The sequence below is a fragment of the Erwinia artemisiae genome (assembly GCF_051400835.1).
In the GTDB taxonomy this organism is placed as follows: domain Bacteria; phylum Pseudomonadota; class Gammaproteobacteria; order Enterobacterales; family Enterobacteriaceae; genus Erwinia; species Erwinia aeris.
Window position 1 is genome coordinate 862,131 of record NZ_JBLFFM010000001.1, and the last position, 20,246, is coordinate 882,376.

Consider the following 20,246-nt stretch of genomic DNA (forward strand, 5'->3'; position numbering starts at 1 on the left):
TCGATAGTTTGAACGGTTACTTTGCGCGTCAGCGCCTGAACGGAGTCTGAGGAGTCCCCATGTTTATGTCGAATCGCCGCCTGCTGCGGCTTCTTCCGCTTGCCAGCGTGCTGCTGGCTGCCTGTAGCGTTAATAAACCCCAGGGGCCAGGACAAAGCGTCACCTCGCCACAGTGGCAGCAGCATCAGCAGGCTGTCGAAAAAATCACCCAGTATCAGACGCGCGGCGCTTTTGCCTATCTGTCCGACAAGCAAAAGGTCTACGCCCGTTTCAACTGGCAGCAAACCGCGCCGGATCGCTATCGTCTGCTGCTGACCAACCCGCTGGGCAGCACCGAACTCCAGCTGGACGCACAGGGCAGCGTGGTACAGCTGGTCGACAATAAAGGCAAGCGCTATACCAGCAACGACGCCGAGAAGATGATTTCGCAGCTGACCGGTATGGATATTCCGCTCAACAGCCTGCGTCAGTGGATGATGGGCCTGCCGGGCGACTCAACCGACTATACGCTGGACGATAAATATCGCCTGCGTGAAGTCAACTACAGCCGTAACGGCCAGCAGTGGACGGTGACCTATCAGGCCTATGACAACAAGCAGCAGCCTGCCCTGCCGGCCAATATGGAGCTGCGCGAAGGCGATCAGCGCATCAAGCTGAAAATGGATGGCTGGACGGTAAAATGACGGCAGTCGCTAAGTCGGCGGTCGCTAAGTGGCCCGCGCCCGCTAAACTTAATTTATTCCTCTACATTACCGGCCGTCGTCCTGACGGCTATCATGAGCTGCAAACGCTGTTCCAGTTTCTGGATTATGGCGATACGTTAAGCATCCAGCCGGACAGCAGCGGCCAGATTACGCTGCTGACGCCGGTCGACGGCGTGCCGGACGAAGAGAACCTGATCGTTCGCGCGGCCAGGCTGTTGCAGACGCGCGCCAGGCAGCAGGGCGTCCTGCCGGAAAACGCAGGCGCATCGATCGCTATAGAAAAACGGCTGCCGATGGGCGGCGGACTGGGCGGCGGCTCTTCGGACGCCGCTACCGTGCTGGTGGCGCTGAATCACTACTGGCGAACCGGCTTCAGTTTTGCCGAGCTGGCGGCGCTGGGCCTGCGGCTGGGCGCGGACGTGCCGGTCTTTGTGCATGGCTTTGCCGCCTTTGCTGAAGGCGTTGGCGAAACGCTGACGCCGGTTAACCCGGCAGAAAAATGGTATCTGGTGATCCACCCTGGCGTTCACATCTCGACGCCGGTGGTGTTTAACGATCCTGAACTGATCCGCAACACGCCGGTAAGGGAAATCAGCCAGTTATTAGCGGATAATTACCGCAATGATTGTGAGCCAGTAGTAAGAAAACGTTTTCGCGAGGTTGAACAGCTTGTTTCCTGGCTGCTAGAATACGCGCCGTCGCGCCTGACCGGAACCGGCGCTTGCGTGTTCGCTGAATTTGACACCGAGCCCGCTGCCCGTCAGGTGGCTGAGCTTGCTTTGAAAAAGTGGCAGGGCTTTGTTGCGCGAGGCGTTAACGTCTCGCCGCTGCACCGCTACCTTTCCGAGCAATAAGAGCCGCGGCGACCGCTTCACCCTGTTCCTGAAGCGGCGCGGCGCTCGATTACACCCGTATGGACCCGTCAGCGGTATACCGCCCAGTGCCGCTGACGCAGATGTTCATTCTCTGGACGCAAAGCCTGAGGTTCTTCTCGTGCCTGATATGAAGCTTTTTGCTGGTAACGCCACCCCGGAACTAGCACAACGTATTGCCAACCGCCTTTACACTAGCCTGGGCGACGCCGCCGTCGGTCGTTTCAGTGATGGTGAAGTGAGCGTACAAATCAATGAAAATGTACGCGGTGGTGATATTTTCATCATCCAGTCCACCTGTGCACCTACCAACGATAACCTGATGGAACTGGTTGTTATGGTGGATGCCCTGCGCCGCGCTTCCGCTGGTCGTATTACCGCTGTTATCCCCTATTTTGGCTATGCCCGTCAGGACCGTCGCGTGCGTTCTGCTCGTGTGCCTATCACGGCTAAAGTAGTCGCGGATTTCCTTTCCAGCGTCGGCGTTGACCGCGTTCTGACTGTGGATCTGCATGCTGAACAGATTCAGGGCTTCTTTGACGTCCCGGTTGATAACGTTTTCGGCAGCCCAATCCTGCTGGAAGACATGCTGCAAATCGGTCTGGAAAACCCTATTGTGGTTTCGCCGGACATCGGCGGCGTGGTGCGCGCCCGCGCAATCGCCAAGCTGCTGAACGATACCGATATGGCTATCATCGATAAGCGTCGTCCGCGCGCCAACGTTTCGCAGGTGATGCACATCATCGGTGACGTGGCAGGCCGCGACTGCGTGCTGGTTGATGACATGATTGATACCGGCGGCACGCTGTGTAAAGCCGCCGAGGCGCTGAAGGAGCGTGGCGCGAAGCGTGTCTTCGCTTACGCCACTCACCCTATTTTCTCCGGCAATGCCGTTGAAAACCTGCGTCATTCCGTAATTGACGAAGTGGTGGTTTGCGACACCATTCCGCTGCCGGAAGAGATCAAAGCCCTGCCGAACGTGCGTACGCTAACGCTCTCCGGCATGCTGGCGGAGGCTATTCGCCGTATCAGCAACGAAGAGTCTATCTCTGCGATGTTTGAGCACTAATCGGATAGCTGCGGCTAAACGAAAAGCGGGACAGATTATCTGTCCCGCTTTTTTTATGGCGTAGCCGGCTATCAGTGATGGCCGTGTCCCGAAGCGCGACGGCAGCGCTTGTCGCCATAGTGGCGCACCCAGTAGTAATGATCGGTGATTTTTTCGCGGCCGCTAAGGCGGGCGCCGACTAACCACATCAGCGCGCCGATAAAGATGGCGAAAATAGAGCCGTTAACCAGCATTTGCGGCAGCTGTAGCTGCGGCAGTTGATTCAGTACGGCATAGCCTATGCCGGTTACCATGACGGCCAGGCCGATCACCATCAGGGCGTTGCCGGTTAAATTAGCGTGTCTGCGTTTCATTTGTCACCTCCAGATGCCAGTGCATTCCTGTGCGGTTAGTGCCATAAGTTTATGCAATGGCTGGCGGATGCGTTGCGGGCCAGATCACATTTGTTGCTAAAAGTTTGACAAAACTTTACGCGCACTTCGCTGATTTTTCTATAGAAAACGCATTATCACCCTGATCAACTATTGTGATATAGCGCGCACTTTTGAGTTCTGTCGCCGCTCTTAGTACACTAGCGCCCTTCCCTGATGCAGCCTTTTAGGAAAACAGACAAGTGAGCAGCATTAAACTGATTGTCGGCCTTGCCAATCCCGGTGCGGAATATGCCGCCACGCGCCATAACGCGGGCGCCTGGTATGTGGATTTACTGGCTCAACGACACAATCAGTCGTTAAAAGAAGAGAGTAAGTTTTACGGCTACACGGCCCGGCTCAATATCGGTGGCGAAGACGTCAGGCTGCTGGTGCCGACGACCTTTATGAACCTGAGCGGCAAGGCCGTTGCGGCAATGGCCACCTTCTACCGTATCGCGCCGGAAGAGATCCTGGTAGCGCATGACGAGCTGGATTTGCCGCCGGGCGTGGCAAAATTCAAACAGGGCGGCGGCCACGGCGGCCATAACGGCCTGAAAGATATTATCAGCAGGCTGGGCAATAACCTGAACTTCCACCGTCTGCGCATCGGTATCGGCCATCCGGGCGATCGCAACAAGGTCGTGGGTTTTGTCTTGGGCAAGCCGCAGGCGGCGGAACAGACGCTGATCGACAACGCCATTGACGAAGCGGCGCGCTGCACCGAGGTGTGGCTGAAGGAAGACAGGCTAAAGGCGATGAACCGGCTGCACAGTTTTAAAGGTTAAGCCAATGAAGGCTGGCTGAGATAGCTATTATACTACTCAGCCAGGCTAATCCTAAGCAGTGATATGCTTTGTTTGATAACAATAAATACCTCACCGAAAATGACGACTCCTCCGTTAAGCAACATGACTAATAACAATCCTCAATGTTAAAAAACGACGATTAAGTTAACACCCCCCATTATCAAAAAAAAACAATAACAATATTTATCCATATAATTAAATATTTAAACCTTAAAATTAAATCCATTCAAAATTTACCTCAAAATAAAAAACCATTGATTCATGTCAATTATTAAAAAACCATTAAGTATAATTTGAACTGTGATTCTTATGTACATAGCCGCAGATAAATAATTTAAGGATTAAATTATGGCAAAAGACTTAGGTGGATACGGAGATACCGCTGGTCAATCCGTTGGAGGAACTGGCGCAAATCTTAATGAACGGCCTGACCATTCTACTCCAGGCGGCGGATTTCAAGGCCATGCTGGCGATCGTGATGGCAGGCACAGTAACACAGGTGCGATAAATCCGAATATGAAATATCTTCAGCCTGGAGAAAACTATGCGACTCCCTGGGGGAATGTCACCATCAACCAGGATGGGCATCCTGAGATGAATGCAGATTTGACCAGCAACCTCAAACTCCTGACCCGCTGGAAATTAAAATTAGAACATATACGCAAGAAAAGATATTTAATATTGACATGGCCATTTTTTTGTTGGATTTTTTAAAAGGCAAGATCATTGCGGTTCCCAATACTGTAAGAATTGGATAATGGGAAATTTATTGATACTGGTATATGTAATAAAACTTGCGTAAATCATTGGTACTAAGTTAACAGGAAAGGAACCACCTCTTAGTGTTATATATTTTGTATTTATATCAATGATTTATATGGAATATATTATAAGGATATATCATGAAAGAATTAGAATACAATAACGGCACCCCACCATCGCCGGGCTTGATATGGTCTGGCAGTTCCTGGGCTTATCCGACAACTGGATATATCACCGGGAATGGTTCTGATACAACTATGGTGGTTTGGCCGCAGAAAAAAGACGACCATGTAAATTGGGAGTCATTTTCCCCTCAAGGGGTTAATGGTTTTCAAGGATTGGATACTATCTGGCAACAAGTTGCAGATCCAGTTAGGCCAGCAATAATTACAGCAATTAATAAAGCTTCCCAATGCTTTAATGTTCCACAGCCTCAGAACTATATGCTTTCCAGTTTTAAAAAAATAACTCCTCCTCGGGATTACCCATCAACAGATAATACAATTGACCCAATCATCACTATAATTCCTGCAAAATTTTTGAGTGATACACCTTTAACATTTCAGTCCGGGGTTCCTGACTCTGTGACACTTCATTCCCGTGTAACCGATGATGTTTATAATGGTTCCCAACATTTAGCAATTGTAACCGATAAACAGAGGTCATTTAAAGTACCGGTGCGTCAGGCCATACCTCGCGGTGCTGATAAAATTTATAAAATGGGTCTTCTACCTGGCCCATGTGGGTTTGTTGATATGAATCTTAATTTAGATGGTAATGAAGAGGCTGTGCAGAAAGCGCGTAATGCGTCAGGTGATGAATCAGGTGAGTTACGTCCTGTAGGAGCAACTGTCGGTGCCGCTACTCATGACTACGTTGCAGTTTTTCCTGACGGTCATGAGCCACTCTATATAGCTTTTACTATTGCCATGCCCTCTGCCCCTTTGCAGGATCGTCTGGAACAGCAAGCAGCGGCTGATGCTGCAAATAGAGCCAGAGCAGAAGCTGAAGCAAGGGCCAGGGCGGAAGCTGAGGCAAGAGCCAGGGCGGAAGCTGAGGCAAGGGCCAGGGCGGAAGCTGAGGCAAGGGCCAGGGCGGAAGCTGAAGCGAGAGCCAGAGCAGAAGCTGAAGCTGAAGCTGAAGCAAGAGAAAGATCGGAAGCTGAGGAAAAATACAGGCCGCACGCTGACCCACGCGATTCAGTAGAAGCCTCATTCAGAGTCATACAGCGTAGTTCGGATATAATGAAAGCTCAACAGGATGCATTAAATGCCTATTTTATAGAGCTTTATAAAAGCCAGGCCAATGAACAAGTCCGTAATAAATCATTAAAGTCAGTTGGGCTTGAACCTCAATATGACAGGCCATATCGTGCTCAGTATTATATTGATAAAGTCCTGAGCGCTGCCAACACGCTGGCTATTAGCCGTGCGGCCTATGGCGGTATGCAGCTGGCCGGAGAAGGTCTGGGCACTTTAATTACCGATGCGGCAACTACAGCTGCCGTAAAAAAATCCATTCAGGCGGGCGTCAGCCTGCTTACAACAGGCAGCGTCCCGGGCGTGTTGGTTGCTGGTTTCTGGCCGAAAGAAGCAGGCAAAGGCAGCGACAGAGTTGGACTTGATGTCGCCGCGCTTTTTTCTGTGCAGGCGCAATTGCTGACGGAACAAGGTGCTATCCAGCCAGGAATGGAAACGGCGGATATGTCGGTACGCGGCGTATTGTCAGAAGAAGACGGTCATCTGACGTTAAAACTTATCAAAACCGGCATAAACGGTATTTCTCCTGCCGTACCAATACTAAAAGCGGAACGCGACCCGGATTCCAGCCTGGATTACATTACGGTTCCGCCAACAGCAAGCCGCCCGTCTCGTACTGTTGTGGTAAACCCGTACCTTAAAGAATCTGTAGAAGCGTCACAGTTGGTGCACGAACCCATATTAATGCCGGGCGGCGATCCGATTAATCCCGCTGATTATGCCGTACCGCCTTATTATATGCCCATCCCGGCTACGCCGCCGCATACCGGGACAGAGATAAAAGCAGTCACACCAGTCACGACAACCACTACGCCTGCCGAGGAAGAGCTAAATGATTTCATCTACTGGCAGCTGGATGAAAAGGCTACTGGCGTTGAGCCTGTTTATGTCATGCTGGCTGAACCTAAGCCTCGTAAAGGCGTAAAGGATTACGGGCATGATTACATTGACCCGCCTAAGACCGAGGAAATTAAAGGATTAGGTCCACTTATAGAGGGAAAACCTAGAACACCAAAAAAAGGAGGCTCTGGAAGACGCGCCAGATGGTATGGTGATAAAGGAAGAACGATTTATGAATGGGATTACCAGCATGGCGAGCTGGAGGGATATCGTGCCAGCGATGGTAAGCATCTCGGTGCTTTTAGCCCAGAGACGGGCGAAAAATTAAAAAAAGCCGATCCAAAAAGAAACATCAAAAACTAGCTTTAAGCGAGGATTCTATTATGGGTTTACAGTTAAAACTGAACTGGTTTGATAAAAAAACAGATGTTTTTGTAGGGAAGGAATACTCAAAAGACCTGGGCGATGATGTATCAGTCATTGAACGGCTGGGTTTATCTGTCGAAGAAGATATAAATAACGGTGAGTTCGACGTATTGAAAGATTTTTCACCTATATTGCAACCTTACTTTGAAAATAAAATAATGACTGATGAGTTTGATTATTTTATAGCCTTTAACTACAAAAAGGGTTCGCGCTGATTACTTTCAAAAAGAACAGGTGAGATAAAGGATGTATCTTCCTGTTTTAAATATAAAATCGACCCTTTTTTTTAACGCTATCTGGATTGAGCGCCCGATCATTTTAGAGTACGGGCGCTTTTCTGCGCCCCTAAGCTAACTTTAATGCTTAGGTTAAGACTCCATAATAATTAATCTCCGGATATAAACCGGCCCTGACGAGCAAGCCACATTTCATCAAAAAATATGGCATCAGATAGCTTTATTGACCAACCGTAAAACAGACGCCCCTATCCTTACCGGCCACGGGCGTGCTATTTAACCCCCATCCGTGCCATCAAGCGCGTCCAGCGCCATCGTCTGCGCATAGTAGCCCTGCACGCCCCAGACTTTGTTGGCTGCCAGCTTCTCCAACTGCCCTTCGTTCTCTACGCCCTCCACCAGCACGCGGTTGGTGTAGCGGCGAATATGGGCGATCAGCACGTTAAAGAACGGCTTGCTGATATTATCGAGATAAAACTGCCGATCCAGCTTAACCACTTCAAACATCTTCGACTGTAACGCGTTCAGATTGGCATCGCCTGCCCCTAAATCATCCAGCCATAAGATGTTCAGCCGATCGGTCAGCGCCCGCAGCAGAGGATTGTTTGGCCCGTCGTGCAGGTTGGGGAAATTTTCAGAAAGCTTCAGCCGCAAAAAAGGCAGCTGGCTGAGGATTTGCTGGATAAAAGGCGATTCGGTTACCGCGCAAGCCAGCGGAAAATCGATGGTCAGGCAGCACAGCAGCCCGTGCAGCTGAAAATAGTCCGCGTAGCGTTCTACCGTCAGCAGCTGATCCAACAATCGGCTCTCGGCGTCCCCGGTTTGCGGCGCGGTCTGGTGTGGTAAAACGGTGAGCTCAAGCGCAATCAGCTCGCCGCTAAGAGAGTGAATCGGAACGTAACAGTAATTATTAGTCATGCTTTATAGCCAGCTCAGGACGCCCTGCCAGTGATTATATTCGTCATATCGTCAAAAACCAGTGATTTAATCTAAACCACTGGGCAATATAACGATTTTTATATATATCGGCAGGGCCAGCCTTAGCTTTACGCTTTTAGTCGCTATCGGCCGCAACTTTATAATCAGGCGCATCCAGCTCGTGGCTACAGAAAGGCCCTGCCTGTTTTAACAGACTGATGCAATCTTCACTAAGATGCCGCAGCCTGACGCTTTTTCCTTCCGCTATATAGCGGGCGGTCAATTTATCGATGGCCTCGACGCCGCTGGAATCCATTACCCGCGTACGGGCGAAGTCGATCACCACTTCCTGCGGATCCCTGGCTGGCGTAAACAGTTCCTGGAAGCTGGCGGCAGAGGCGAAAAACAGCGGCCCTTCCAGCCGATAGGTCTTTTGCTCGTCGCGCTCTTCCTGTGCCACGATGCTGATGCGGGCATGTTGCCAGGCAAAAACCAGCGCGGAGATGATCACGCCAAAAATCACCGCCATGGCCAGATCGGTATAGATGGTGACTACCGTGACCGCAATCATGATAACCGCATCGGGCTTTGGCATACGTTTCAGACGGCGCAGCGAGCTCCACTCAAAGGTATTAATACAGACCACAAACATAATACCGGCCAGCGCCGCCACCGGCAGCAGGGCGATATATTTCGACAGGCTGACCACAAACAGGATCAGCAATACTGCGCCGACCAGGTTAGAGATGCGTCCACGCCCGCCTGAGGTAAAGTTGATGATCGACTGTCCAATCATTGCACAGCCCGCAAAGCTGCCAAAGAAGCCGCACAGCGTGTTGCCGATGCCCTGCGCCACGCACTCTTTGTTGCCGTTGCCTTTTTTACTGCCCATTTCATCCAGTACTGCCAGCGTTAACAGCGATTCTATCAGCCCAACCAGCGCGATAATCACCGAATAAGGCAGCACAATTTTCATCGTGGCCCAGCTTAATGGCGCTTCCGGCAGATGGAAGAACGGCAGCGTGCCGGAGATATCGGCCAAATCCCCTACCCGTTTGGTATCCAGTCCAAAGCCGATGGCAATGGCGCTGATGGCGATTAGCGCCGCCAGCGAGCCGGGAATGACTTTGGTAAATTTAGGAAACAGCCAGACGATCAGCATCGCCAGCGCCACCAGGCCATACATGACCGGCCCCTGGTTTTTAATCATCGGGATCTGCGCCAGTGCGATAACGATAGCCAGTCCGTTTACAAAACCGTAGATAGCCGGCTGCGGCACAAGGCGGATAAATTTCCCCAGGCGGAACAGGCCAATAGCCAGCTGGATCAGCCCGGCGAAAATCGTCGCCAGCAGCACGTATTCATAGCCGTGAGTCTGAATAAGACTGACCAGCACCACCACAATCGAGCCGGCCGCGCCGGAGATCATCCCCGGTTTGCCGCCGAACAGCGCGGTGATCAGGCCCAGGATAAAGGCGGTGTGCAGACCGATAGTCGGCGACAGGCCGGCTAGCAGAGAAAAGGCCGTGGCTTCCGGAATAAGGGCCACAGAGACGACAGCGCCGGCCAGAACGTCATTTTTGACGTCGGCAGCCCTGAGGTTGCTCAGTTTGAACATGCTGATTTCCGTTTTTTATCAAATGCAGGTGATTACCGCGCCGCCAGTTTGGGACACAGTTTGAACTCGCCAGAAAGACGAGAAGCGCAACAGGCTTGGAAGGGAGATTTCAGGGTGGCGTAAGCAGGAAGCAGTGCATCCGCGGCATTCTCCGTCTGTTGTCAAAGATTGTCAGTATGTGAAAACGTGAGCAAGATCTCAACCCCCTTCTCCCACGCGCGGGTAGAAATCCCCGCCATCCAGGCGATAATTACGTGTATAATGCGCAAAAACTTGTGCTAACCAGCTTACCGGGGAAGATTTCTTCTCCTGCAATTAATTAAGGTGATTCAAACATGGGATTCAAATGCGGTATTGTGGGCCTGCCTAACGTCGGGAAATCCACACTGTTCAATGCGTTAACCAAAGCGGGTATCGAAGCGGCAAACTTCCCGTTCTGTACCATTGAGCCGAATACCGGCGTGGTGCCAATGCCCGATTCCCGTCTCGACAAACTGGCGGAGATCGTCAAGCCACAGCGCATTTTGCCAACCACCATGGAATTTGTGGATATCGCGGGCCTGGTAAAAGGCGCGTCGAAAGGCGAAGGCCTGGGCAACCAGTTCCTGACCAACATTCGCGAAACCGAAGCTATCGGCCACGTTGTCCGCTGCTTTGAAAACGACAACATCATCCACGTTAACAATAAAGTTGACCCGGCTGACGATATTGAAGTGATCAACACCGAGCTGGCGCTTTCTGACCTGGATACCTGCGAACGCGCGCTGCAACGCGTACAGAAGCGTGCGAAAGGCGGCGATAAAGACGCTAAAGCTGAACAGGCCGCGCTGGAGAAATGCCTGCCGCACCTGTCTAACGCCGGCATGCTGCGCTCGCTGGATCTGAGCGAAGAAGACAAAGCGGCCATCCGCTATCTGAGCTTCCTGACGCTGAAGCCAACGATGTATATCGCCAACGTTAACGAAGACGGTTTTGAAAACAACCCGTATCTGGATCAGGTGCGTGAAATCGCGGCTAAAGAAGGTTCCATCGTAGTGCCGGTTTGTGCTGCCGTTGAATCCGACATCGCCGAGCTGGAAGATGCCGATCGCGAAGAGTTTATGGCCGAGCTGGGTATCGAAGAGCCGGGCCTGAACCGCGTTATTCGCGCCGGGTATTCTCTGCTGAACCTGCAAACTTACTTCACCGCTGGCGTGAAAGAAGTGCGCGCCTGGACTATTCCGGTTGGCGCCACCGCTCCGCAGGCCGCCGGTAAAATTCATACCGACTTTGAGAAAGGCTTTATCCGTGCCCAGACCATCGCCTATGAAGATTTTATTACCTATAAAGGTGAACAGGGCGCGAAAGAAGCCGGTAAAATGCGTTCAGAAGGCAAAGAGTACATCGTGAAAGATGGCGACGTGATGAACTTCTTGTTTAACGTCTAAATAAAATTTGCTGTCTCATGAGGTTTCGTTGAACCTCACAAGAGTCGTAAAAAGCTATAAAATCCACGCAATTGCGTGGATTTTTATTTTCATGACGTCTCACACAATCTCGCTACAGCGCAGCTAAAAATGAGTACAGACAAGAGTACAATCAGTTTTCATCTCTATTTTAGGTAAATACAGTAGCGGTATAAGAAATAGACAAGAACTCGCTATATTCACTGATATTCAATGCCGCACTGCCAGGCCGAAAGAAAAACTCTATCGGCTCAATGATTTCAATGGTCTCTACCTCGAAGTGAAACCCAATGGCAAAAAGGCATGGCGCTATCGGTTTAAACTCAACGGTAAATCCAGCATGTTTACGCTGGGTGAATACCCGACGATCAAACTTGCCGTAGCTCGCGAGAAATGCGAGCAAGCTCGTAAGCAAGTCGCGGATGGAGTTAGCCCGACACAGGCCCGTCAGTTAGATAAGATCCGCAAGATTAACGACGCATCGAATACTTTTGAGCCGATCGCCAAAGAGTGGGTGCAGATAAAAGACTGGGCAGAAATCACCAAAACGCGCCGACTTGATATGCTTGAGCGTGTAGCTTTCCCCAATATTGGCAAACTCCCTGTCAGAGAGATCACTCCACACCATATCCTTAAAATTCATCAGTAAACCGCTAAACGTGGTGCACCGACCGCTGCAGCTGAAGCTCGCCGGACTATTTCATCGGTTTTCGAGCTGGCGGTCGCGACGCTTAGAGCTGACAGCGATCCTGTCTGGCCTGTTCGCAAGGCGCTTCCGGCGAATAAGACACAGCACAAACAGGTATTGAATCCACAGCAAATCGGGAAGCTTTTGAGCTGTTTTGACAACAGTCGCGGCTCATACCAGGTTAACTATTGCATGTGGCTAATGTGGTGGACGCTGGCACGCCCAGCCGAAGTCACTGAAGCAAAATGGGCCGAATTTGATCTTGATAACGCACTATGGACTATTCCAGCAGCGCGGATGTACCCCCATATGTCAGTATGCCGCACAGTTCTTTTTTTAGTTGCATTCAAAAGTATCAGGTATCAGCCTTGATATCTGGAATCATTCCTGTGGCATCCGGGGCTACTACTGGGTCGAATTCACGTTCACACGTTCATGCGGCCGCCATAGATTTCATCGGGTACATTCCAGCGTTTATTGCTGAGTTGCTATACAAAGAGTTTGCTTCATCATCTTGTTTACTTAGGGACCAAGGGCATATCCCCAGCCAAAAATGAGCGGATCGCACTGTCGATTATCTCGCGAGTGAGCACCGACTCTTCCACGATGACTTGCAAACCAATGCCGCTACGATAGCCAGATTGAATGCGATAGCCAGGAGTAACTACAGGCGGATTGTCGCGCATGACTTCGGCCAAGCGTTTATCAATGTAGTCGAAATAGGTTAATCCACCGAATTGAGGATAAGAAACGCGGGTACGTTCTACCACCGTATGGCTAACCACCTTCCCTTTCGCATTGTAGTTTGGTGTTGTATCCATGCGGGCTTCATCTTCCTGCTGGTTTTGGCTCAACATGGCATGAGCTTCTTCAAACACCAGATTTTCCACAATATCCGCACGCGCTACGTCAATGGTAATGATCTCCGCGTTCCAGTACACATCTGGCGAATTACCCAAGAATAAAACATCGCTCCAGGTCCACACCCAACCCGCAGCAATGGCCTCTGCATTTTCAGAATCGCAATCATCATAATGCAGTCCTCCGCAGCGGTGACGCTCGCAGTGGATCAGATTCTTGACGTGTTGTGTCCGGGAACGACGCCGACGGCGGGAAAGAGTATTAAATGGTTTGTTTCTGTAGATCATGGTTCGCTCTGCGCGTGGTCGCTGGGAGGAATCCAGCCGCACAGTTTAGCTAATGGGAAAAAGGAAATCTACTTACTAACAAGAGGCCAAAGAGTATAGAGGGCCAGGGCAATATGTCGCATATCATTAATGTGCAGGGACGAAGTCAATGTGCTCATAGACACGAGAATAAAAATCTATTTAGATGTCGAAAACTTATTACTGTACCTCAAGTTCACAGGTAATAGCCTTTGGCTATCCCTCAACCATCAAGTCATACCAACGAACCTGCATTATATTGGTTTGCACAGAGTGCGTCTTCTCACGTAAGCAGCCAGTTGAGCATGCCACCGAAATCTGGATCTACGTCATGAGCGCAAGTTAATAGTTTTAGAAATCAAGCTAATTAGCATAATATCTCTTAACTAAAGGGATATGGAGCCGCAGAAATAAATGAATACACGGCAGTATGCGCAAAAATCTATCTTCGATCTGGAAGCAATCTTCGAACAGTCCCGCAACAATGTTAGTGAACTTGAACAGCTGTTGAGCGAGCTGACCTTTCGCAACACTGCCAGGGCGCGGACGCTGACGTCTAAAATCGAGCAATCTCTAACTGCACTTAGCGACCGCAGCGAGGTCGCCATGTCGGCTTCCAGCCCATCAACATGTAATCCCGGTTCGGCGTCCATACAATTTTCTCAAGCTGTGCCCCACAATGCACCTGCAGCTGTAGAGCAACTGCAACCGAAGGCTATCCCAGACACTGCCAAGCGACAGCAATTCGACAAAGGCCAAATCGATCTAGTTCCACTCTCGTCTTTCTCTCCGTCGGATAAGGCGAATGATGCGCGAGCAATACTGGCAGCATGGACAGCCCTCGAAGCACTGTCGCCTCAAGGTTATAAACGCCCAGAGGATATGGCAACCGGCGACCGCTCCAGGGTTGCTCTATTGGAGCGAGGTGTTCCATGGGGACCAAATGCCCGCAGCAAGCCCAGTTATAAGCTTTATTTCGAGGTCGTCCTCGGCTCCATCGCTCTCGACAAGGCGACGGACGAGCTGGTCAAAGTTTTTGGCGAGGATGAGGAGCGTTCACGCCCGGACGGTAAGAAAGCGGCCATCGGCTCGATCCTGATCGACAAAGAAGGCTATGTGCTTGAGGACAAAGGCGTTGCCGTTTCCAGTTTTGCCTGGGCACTCAAGCCGGCTCTCGATCTGAAGCTTGGAAGCTTAGGGAATTGGCCGAATGTTGAGCCGCGCATTATCGAGCATCTGGATCGAATAGTTCGCCGCCACAACGAGGATGGAGAACCCATACCGATCGATTTGGATGTCGTTCTTAACGCTTATAAATGGCTTGTATCTCAGTTCGGTGTACCCGAACATTTGGTTGAGCCACCCACATTCGCGATTAAGGTGTTTCATCATTTCAAGGCCAAGGCGCTGCCTGAACCTTCGTTACTGAATTCCTTCTATCTTGAAGATCTCGGTGAAGCAACCAAATTGCTCGAGACGGGCAAAGCCGGAGCCGGTTTGCGCCGCTACATGGGAATTGGCAGGCCTGAACAGAAAATCGACGTGCTATCGCCCATTTCCGCAGTTGAGCCATTCGTCGCACCGTCGCTCATGCCGCAGGCTCGTTGGCCTTCGAAAGGCGGCCATCCACTGGTGCTGCTTCAACAGGCTGCCGTGAATGCGGCGCGTGCTGAGCTGAATGATGCTCCAGGTATCATCGGCGTCAATGGGCCTCCGGGAACCGGAAAAACCACTCTTCTGCGGGATATCGTCGTTGGGTGCATTCTTGATCGGGCCACGGCGATGTGCGGCTTCAATAAACCGCAGGATGCCTTTTCCACAACAGGCGAGAAGCTGGCATTCGGCTCCAATGCATTCCTGCACTTCTACAAGTTACATGCATCCTTAAAGGGCCATGAGATCGTTGTAGCGTCCTCCAATAACAAAGCGGTCGAGAACGTCAGTAAAGAGCTTCCTCTCAAGGAAGCCAATGGTCGCCATGAACAGATCGCCTACTTCCGGTCCATCAGCGACCTGATTGCGAATCCCAAACGCGCCGGCTATTTCGAAGCCGAGGCCGAGGGGGACATCCCCTCCGACCCTGTCGAAACCTGGGGATTGATCGCCGCGGCTCTCGGCAAGAGCAGCAACCGAGGCGCGTTCCAGCAAAGTTTCTGGTGGAATGAAGACGGTGGTTTCCTTACCTACCTGAAAGCAGCTCGCGGCTTAAACGTCTTGCGTGAGATCAAGGACGAACAAACTGGCGCAATCATTGATCGCGTGATGCCCAGCGTAGTCGTCAATGAGCAGCCCAGCACCAACGAAGCGGATGCTGCTGCGGCTTGGCTGAAAGCGCGAACCGCATTTCTTAAACTCAAGGAGAAGGTAGACGCTGAAATCGCAAGCATCGAAGTGATGCGCCGGGATATCCGGGCGCTAAAGGGGGCGACCAACGAACTTCAGAGCGTTAAACAGCGTCGTCCGAGCCTGAATGAAGCCGTCCAAGAGGCACACCAGATTACTGAATCCTGCCAACGGGAGCATGAGAAGGCAAAATCGCAGATCGAGCAGGACAAGATCATGCTCAATAGCCATCTAGCTTGCCGTCCAGGTTTCTTCTCCCGTTTGTTCGCGACTGCGGCCTGGAAGTCGTGGAGATCGACACTGCAGAAACTCTCGGTGACCTTGCAGCAATCAGTCTTACGGGCGCAGGAGACAGACCGGGCCCTGGAGCTTGCAAGGACTAAGTGGAGCAATACTGAGTCCCAGTTACAGCAACTCGACCAGGAAATTTCCAGCAAATATCAGGCTGTCTCGAAATTGAAGGCAACCGAGGCAGAGGCACGAAACCGCATGGGAGACAGGGTCGTTGATGAGAGATTCTTCGAGCGCGAGCACGAGGCTATCCACCTGACTGCGCCATGGCTTCCCGATGAGGTTCATCGCCTGCGGGAGGATCTTTTCGCCGCTGCCCTGACTGTGCATAAAACGTTCATCGATGCTTCGGCCAGCCGCTTGCAACACAATCTTGGGCTATTGATGTCGGGCATGGTGGCTGGTGCCTTCCAGTCTTCCGCTCACCGTGAACTTCTCCCCGACCTTTGGTCGAGCCTTTTCATGGTTGTGCCGACCGTGTCCACGACATTCGCCTCTGTTCGGACGATGTTCGGGGATCTACCACCAGAGAGCCTTGGCTGGCTTCTGGTAGATGAAGCAGGCCAGGCCGTTCCTCAGGCAGCAGTTGGAGCTATCATGCGGGCAAAGCGCTCCATCGTGGTAGGTGACCCGTTGCAAATCCCACCTGTAGTTTCACTTCCTGAAAAGCTGAACGCCGAAATCTGCAAGTTCTTTGACATTGACCAAGTCGAATGGTCTGCCCCCGCAGCATCTACGCAGACCCTTGCTGATCAAGCATCGCGCTTTAAATCCACCTTCGTCATGGACATAGGTGATCGAGAAGTCGGGCTGCCACTCCTCGTTCACAGGCGTTGCCAGAACCCAATGTTCGACGTTTCTAACTCCATCGCGTATGCCAAGCAAATGGTCCATGCTGTCGGGCCTAAAAGACCTGGATCTATCGGCTCGGCATTGGGGAGATCTCGCTGGGTGGATATCAATGGCGATGCTGAGACGAAGTGGTGTCCCGATGAGGGAGAAGCGGTTGTACGAATGCTAAAAGAGCTGGCAGCATCGGGCATTACAAATCCAGACGTATTTATCATTACACCATTCAAGATCGTAGAGCAGAACATGCGTCGGCGTCTCGAAAGAGAAACCGACCTGCTGCGAACGTTCGGCGTAAAACTGGATGAATGGTGCCGTGATCGTGTAGGCACAATCCACACGTTCCAGGGCCGAGAGGCAGACACGGTAATCCTGTTGCTAGGTGCGCCGAAAGCGAGTCAGCAAAGGGCGCGTCAGTGGGCGGCAAGCCCGCCAAACATAATCAATGTAGCCGTCTCACGCGCCAAGCAAAACCTGTATGTGGTCGGCTCGGCTGCTGCATGGGCAGGGGCGGGAACTAGTCTTCAGGTCCTGCATCGGCAATTGGCGAAATCAGCCTGACAATCTCCGCGGTGGCCCTCATTGTTGAGGGCTCATCGCGAACAATCTGCAACCTACGTCAGTATCGGACCGGTCGCTACATGTCAAACACTGACATTGCTCACATAATATTCTAGTAGTCATTATCCAACGCCCATCCGAGCTTGATAATTCTTATAGCTCCACTTATATCCACACTGAGGAATAACCTCTAACAACGCTAAGGAGCACGATTATGGTGCTTAAACCTGGTCCAAAACCAATTGCAAAATCAACAGGAAAACCCGATCAACGCAGACGTGATAATAAGGATACACCCGGCAATACCCCAGGACTGAAACCAAGCAAATCAACTGGGAAGTAATCGTTCAAGGGTACGGATAGTTCATCTATACTCTTATCTCGTCAAATCTGTCGAATTTAGCCCGCTTAGTGCCAAAAGCAGATATTGATAACATTGAGATATGTTAATTTAAGGGGAACAGGTCAGTTTGATTTTGTCAGACAGGCACGCTTTGAGCAAACTAACAGCCACATTTATTTGTTAATGAGAAAGGAAAAAATATGCTTCATATGTACATATCAACATTAGAAAGGCCGAGAGATTCGTCTTCGGCATGGTATAGAAATTTTCACAACTCCTTTTATGTATCCCAGTTAGTAAACAATGTCCTACTGTCATATATGGATAGTTTTATAGAAATAGTGAAACTAGAAGAGGTTATCCAGAATCATAAACAAGAGTTACTACAAACTGGCGTTCTTTCGTATGATGAACGATACGATGTAACTTATTTGGATAGATCCAAAGCCTATAGCTATGACGTTGAACAAGGACTGAAAGAATTAATCGAAAAGTTCAAAGCAACAGCTAAAGAGCATCATCACATGCTATATTGCATGGGTGTAAATATTGGTGGCTATATGGACAGAGAGATAGATATTTCTCTATCTGAACTTAAAGATTCAATTGATGCCGATGATTGGCATAAAGTTGTTAAGGGTTTTTTGAATGTTTGGGAGTTTCTATTCTTATTTAGCATCACTGAAAGTACTTTAAAAACGATGATTGGAGATTACGAATACAACACTAGCGACTTGATCGGTAAAATACTAAAAATAAACAAGAGCTTAGAGGTTTTCATGTATGAAAAGCACAACATAAATAAAAAGTTTATGCTGAAGCTTTGGGAATTATACACATCATTAAGAAATATTTACTCTCATACTCACGGTGTTATTTCAATAAAAAACAAGGAGTCATTAATGCTGAAAGGAAATGAACTTAAAAAAGAATTCGAGAAGGCGTTTCATCAAGACATATTGCTTAGCTCATTAACTGTTGACACTGAGGAGGTTTTTAATTTCGAGAGCTTATCTATTGATAAGTTCTACTTAATACCAGATCATGAGCTCAATATTTTTAGGAATTTCGTATCTGAATTAATGACGGAGTTAGACCAGCAAGAGATGAAGTGATTTTCACATCTCATCTCGATTTAAATTAAATGTAATTCACTATGCAATGGTTATATTTGTGCGGTGCAACTAAACCTTACATTAATAATGAACATAAGAGAATGCTCCTGAAATCAGGATTTGTATTTGTTGTAGACCATGATAACTTGGAAGAATATAAAAACCACAGAAGCTTGAGCAATTAACATTGTCGAAAAATTACACAAAAATATCTGATCATAAATTTTTCATTCGTAGAATGCCAAATTACGATCAGACCGAAGGTTATTTCAATTTTATGTTTTTTCCTTTGCAGAAAAACTGAAAAAGTAATAATCCAAAAAGGCGCAGATGCCGAGCTTGATGTCCCGTCCGCTTATCGCTCATAGCTGACCTTCGATGCTGGAACCTTAGTGCCAGAAGCGGACATTTTAAGCATTCGAGTGTAAGATCTGTTTTTTAATTTGTAATTTTAGGAGGTAACATGCCAAAGAAAAGACGGTCTATTAGCCAAGTAAAAGAAGACATTTCAATCAGGGTTCTGCGGGAAAAACTACCTCGCGAATGGGTCGTACATAGCTATGGCGCTGACTATGGTATTGATTGCGTTGTTGAATTATTTGATTTTATTGATGACAGTGAAAGTATTGCAGAAACCCTTGGTGAAAACTTCTTTGTACAACTAAAATCTTCAGATTGTATTGAATATTGTACACGTAAAGCCTATGCTCGTGGAAATGTAACCAAAGGAAATTTAACAGAAGATAAAAGCGATTTTGTCGAAATTCCTGTCGCAAGATTTAAGTTAGACATATCAGACATTTTGACTGTTCAGTCTATAGGTATTGCAATTCCAGTATTATTGATACTAGTTGACACTAATACAGAAAAGGCATTTTTCATTTGCCTTAATGATTACATAGATAAAGTTCTTATACCAGAAGACCCGAATTATTCTAAAAAAGACTCAAAGACTATATATATACCTCTTGAAAATGAGATTCTGGATGATGAAGATGCGCTTGTTCCATTACGTGCATATGGTAAAAGATCAAAAATGTATGGCGCATTCTCACTTTTTAACTATCAATTAAAAGAAATCAACCGATTACAAGGTAAAGCGGCCGTACAATTCCCTGTCTTTTTCGATGACGCTATAGAGATGGTAAATAACTTTATTGTAATTGCTCTTAGACAAGATATATGGTCTGGACATGAATTTTGGAAGCCGATGGTATGGAGCCAAAAGGAGTTAATCCAACTTCAAATAGATATTGATAAAGAGGTAAAACCTGAACATTATGAACATTTTTTGAGTTACTGTTCCGAAGTGGTTTGGCATAAGTTAACAAATCTTTCAAATATGTATGAGGAGCTTGTTAGAGAGTGGTTCATGCCAACCTTGCTAGCGACATTAACATCAGCCCGCCCTAAATAATAATAGTAGCAATGCTATGCAAAAGCATCCTGGCCCTAAATTCTTAAATAAGGGCTTCATATCAAATTGAAGCCTTTGTGAACAGTAGAAACAACACTAAAGGAC

Annotated in this window: 15 protein-coding genes and 1 pseudogene; 12 read left to right on the forward strand and 4 right to left on the reverse strand. The window is 49.2% G+C overall.

The genetic code is table 11. The features are described from left to right. Nucleotides 1-59: 59 nt before the first annotated feature. The 3 genes from lolB to prs all read left to right on the forward strand — a co-directional run bounded on the left by lolB (nucleotide 60) and on the right by prs (nucleotide 2,645). Nucleotides 60-683: a lipoprotein insertase outer membrane protein LolB gene (gene lolB, locus ACMGEE_RS04115; protein ID WP_253454501.1), complete on the forward strand. Its 624-nt coding sequence runs from the start codon at nucleotides 60-62 to the stop codon at nucleotides 681-683. After that, the gene (gene ispE, locus ACMGEE_RS04120) at nucleotides 680-1,558 is read left to right on the forward strand and encodes a 4-(cytidine 5'-diphospho)-2-C-methyl-D-erythritol kinase (RefSeq protein ID WP_436829710.1); all 879 of its coding nucleotides are present in this window, start codon (nucleotides 680-682) and stop codon (nucleotides 1,556-1,558) included. Before lolB ends, ispE begins: the two co-directional genes overlap by 4 nt. Before the next feature lie 139 nt (nucleotides 1,559-1,697). Beyond that, nucleotides 1,698-2,645 (forward strand): ribose-phosphate diphosphokinase, encoded by a 948-nt coding sequence (gene prs / locus ACMGEE_RS04125; protein ID WP_124232585.1) that lies wholly within the window; start codon nucleotides 1,698-1,700, stop codon nucleotides 2,643-2,645. 71 nt (nucleotides 2,646-2,716) lie between these two features. On the opposite strand, the gene ychH is transcribed toward prs, so the two are convergent. Beyond that, nucleotides 2,717-2,998 carry a stress-induced protein YchH gene (gene ychH / locus ACMGEE_RS04130; RefSeq protein ID WP_125289708.1) on the reverse strand — a complete coding sequence of 94 codons (282 nt, stop codon included), beginning with the start codon at nucleotides 2,996-2,998 and terminating at the stop codon, nucleotides 2,717-2,719. A 260-nt stretch (nucleotides 2,999-3,258) separates the two neighbouring features. On the opposite strand from ychH, the gene pth reads away from it, so the two are divergent. From pth to ACMGEE_RS04150, 4 genes are all read left to right on the forward strand, one after another. Further along, nucleotides 3,259-3,843, forward strand: a complete 585-nt coding sequence (pth, locus tag ACMGEE_RS04135) for an aminoacyl-tRNA hydrolase (RefSeq protein WP_125289707.1) — start codon at nucleotides 3,259-3,261, stop codon at nucleotides 3,841-3,843. Between the two features lie 369 nt (nucleotides 3,844-4,212). Then, complete coding sequence (locus ACMGEE_RS04140; RefSeq protein ID WP_370733941.1) at nucleotides 4,213-4,578, forward strand: hypothetical protein; 366 nt, start codon at nucleotides 4,213-4,215, stop codon at nucleotides 4,576-4,578. 188 nt (nucleotides 4,579-4,766) lie between these two features. Further along, a complete protein-coding gene (locus ACMGEE_RS04145) occupies nucleotides 4,767-7,088 on the forward strand; it encodes a colicin-like bacteriocin tRNase domain-containing protein (protein WP_436829711.1) in 2,322 nt (773 codons plus the stop codon). A gap of 20 nt (nucleotides 7,089-7,108) precedes the next feature. Then, nucleotides 7,109-7,366, forward strand: a complete 258-nt coding sequence (locus ACMGEE_RS04150; protein ID WP_436829712.1) for a colicin E3-like toxin immunity protein — start codon at nucleotides 7,109-7,111, stop codon at nucleotides 7,364-7,366. 297 nt (nucleotides 7,367-7,663) lie between these two features. On the opposite strand, the gene ACMGEE_RS04155 is transcribed toward ACMGEE_RS04150, so the two are convergent. Together ACMGEE_RS04155 and ACMGEE_RS04160 are read right to left on the reverse strand one after the other, a co-directional pair. Further along, a complete protein-coding gene (locus ACMGEE_RS04155; RefSeq protein ID WP_253454504.1) occupies nucleotides 7,664-8,305 on the reverse strand; it encodes an EAL domain-containing protein in 642 nt (213 codons plus the stop codon). Between the two features lie 136 nt (nucleotides 8,306-8,441). Beyond that, nucleotides 8,442-9,923 carry a SulP family inorganic anion transporter gene (locus ACMGEE_RS04160; protein WP_301729684.1) on the reverse strand — a complete coding sequence of 494 codons (1,482 nt, stop codon included), beginning with the start codon at nucleotides 9,921-9,923 and terminating at the stop codon, nucleotides 8,442-8,444. Between the two features lie 335 nt (nucleotides 9,924-10,258). Between ACMGEE_RS04160 and ychF the strand changes: the two genes are divergently transcribed. Then, a complete protein-coding gene (gene ychF, locus ACMGEE_RS04165) occupies nucleotides 10,259-11,350 on the forward strand; it encodes a redox-regulated ATPase YchF (protein ID WP_253454506.1) in 1,092 nt (363 codons plus the stop codon). A 214-nt stretch (nucleotides 11,351-11,564) separates the two neighbouring features. Continuing rightward, a pseudogene (locus tag ACMGEE_RS04170) lies at nucleotides 11,565-12,356 on the forward strand (tyrosine-type recombinase/integrase); the annotation flags it as partial. A gap of 218 nt (nucleotides 12,357-12,574) precedes the next feature. Here ACMGEE_RS04170 and ACMGEE_RS04175 read toward each other — a convergent pair. Beyond that, on the reverse strand, nucleotides 12,575-13,204 hold the full coding sequence (locus ACMGEE_RS04175; protein ID WP_261423226.1) for a hypothetical protein: 630 nt from the start codon (nucleotides 13,202-13,204) through the stop codon (nucleotides 12,575-12,577). A 432-nt stretch (nucleotides 13,205-13,636) separates the two neighbouring features. Between ACMGEE_RS04175 and ACMGEE_RS04180 the strand changes: the two genes are divergently transcribed. The 3 genes from ACMGEE_RS04180 (at nucleotide 13,637) to ACMGEE_RS04190 (ending at nucleotide 20,141) form a co-directional block, all read left to right on the forward strand. Next, nucleotides 13,637-17,266 (forward strand): DEAD/DEAH box helicase, encoded by a 3,630-nt coding sequence (locus tag ACMGEE_RS04180; protein ID WP_436829713.1) that lies wholly within the window; start codon nucleotides 13,637-13,639, stop codon nucleotides 17,264-17,266. A 543-nt stretch (nucleotides 17,267-17,809) separates the two neighbouring features. Then, nucleotides 17,810-18,724: a hypothetical protein gene (locus ACMGEE_RS04185; protein ID WP_436829714.1), complete on the forward strand. Its 915-nt coding sequence runs from the start codon at nucleotides 17,810-17,812 to the stop codon at nucleotides 18,722-18,724. 463 nt (nucleotides 18,725-19,187) lie between these two features. Next, nucleotides 19,188-20,141, forward strand: a complete 954-nt coding sequence (locus ACMGEE_RS04190; protein WP_436829715.1) for a DUF4365 domain-containing protein — start codon at nucleotides 19,188-19,190, stop codon at nucleotides 20,139-20,141. Nucleotides 20,142-20,246 lie beyond the last annotated feature (105 nt).

Coding starts and splice junctions, on each gene's coding strand:
- ACMGEE_RS04150 (WP_436829712.1), top strand. CDS start 7,109: ATGGGTTTACAGTTAAAACTGAACTGGTTTGATAAAAAAACAGATGTT.
- ACMGEE_RS04160 (WP_301729684.1), bottom strand. CDS start 9,923: ATGTTCAAACTGAGCAACCTCAGGGCTGCCGACGTCAAAAATGACGTT.
- ychF (WP_253454506.1), top strand. CDS start 10,259: ATGGGATTCAAATGCGGTATTGTGGGCCTGCCTAACGTCGGGAAATCC.
- ychH (WP_125289708.1), bottom strand. CDS start 2,998: ATGAAACGCAGACACGCTAATTTAACCGGCAACGCCCTGATGGTGATC.
- ACMGEE_RS04145 (WP_436829711.1), top strand. CDS start 4,767: ATGAAAGAATTAGAATACAATAACGGCACCCCACCATCGCCGGGCTTG.
- ACMGEE_RS04180 (WP_436829713.1), top strand. CDS start 13,637: ATGAATACACGGCAGTATGCGCAAAAATCTATCTTCGATCTGGAAGCA.
- lolB (WP_253454501.1), top strand. CDS start 60: ATGTTTATGTCGAATCGCCGCCTGCTGCGGCTTCTTCCGCTTGCCAGC.
- ispE (WP_436829710.1), top strand. CDS start 680: ATGACGGCAGTCGCTAAGTCGGCGGTCGCTAAGTGGCCCGCGCCCGCT.
- ACMGEE_RS04155 (WP_253454504.1), bottom strand. CDS start 8,305: ATGACTAATAATTACTGTTACGTTCCGATTCACTCTCTTAGCGGCGAG.
- ACMGEE_RS04140 (WP_370733941.1), top strand. CDS start 4,213: ATGGCAAAAGACTTAGGTGGATACGGAGATACCGCTGGTCAATCCGTT.
- ACMGEE_RS04185 (WP_436829714.1), top strand. CDS start 17,810: ATGCTTCATATGTACATATCAACATTAGAAAGGCCGAGAGATTCGTCT.
- ACMGEE_RS04190 (WP_436829715.1), top strand. CDS start 19,188: ATGCCAAAGAAAAGACGGTCTATTAGCCAAGTAAAAGAAGACATTTCA.
- ACMGEE_RS04175 (WP_261423226.1), bottom strand. CDS start 13,204: ATGATCTACAGAAACAAACCATTTAATACTCTTTCCCGCCGTCGGCGT.